This window comes from Actinoplanes sp. ATCC 53533 (assembly GCF_003947245.1).
Map to the genome: position 1 here is coordinate 1 of NZ_QHHV01000704.1, position 602 is coordinate 602.

Annotated in this window: 1 pseudogene; it reads left to right on the top strand. The window is 66.6% G+C overall.

What is annotated here, in order from left to right:
• Positions 1-75 precede the first annotated feature (75 nt).
• Positions 76-602 (top strand): annotated as a pseudogene (locus DMB66_RS60740) (IS6 family transposase); the annotation flags it as partial.

The following is a 602-nucleotide window of genomic DNA, read 5'->3' on the forward strand; positions in this document are numbered from 1 at the left end:
CGGGTGCAGCACGGTCTCCGACTGGTCACCTCCGCGGTCGGCGTTCGCCGGCTCCGGTTCCCGGTCGACGTGATCATGGTCGCGATACGTTGGTACCTGCGCTATGGCTTGTCCTATCGTGACGTCGAGGAACTACTGGCCGAACGTGGCGTCGAGGTCGACCACGTAACGGTGTACCGGTGGGTGCAGCGGTTCACCCCGCTGCTGGCCGACGCCGCACGGTTCGCCCGCATTCGCCGGGCGACCGCTGGTTCGTCGACGAGACCTGTGTCAAGGTCAACGGCGTCTGGCGCTACGTCTACCGGGCCATTGACCAGCACGGTCAGGTCATCGACGTGATGCTCACCGGTCGCCGAGACGCCGGTGCGGCCTGCCGGTTCTTTACCCGGGTATTGCGCAGCCTGAAGGTGCATCCCCGTGAGGTGATCACCGATGCCGCACCGGTCTACCCGGCCGTGCTCGACGATCTGCTGCCGGCGGCATGGCACCACGTCGAGCAGTACGCCAACAACCCGATCGAGGCAGATCACGGTCAGCTCAAGCGGCGGCTGAGACCGATGCGCGGGCTCCGGACCGATCGGACCGCCCAAGTGGTGATCGCC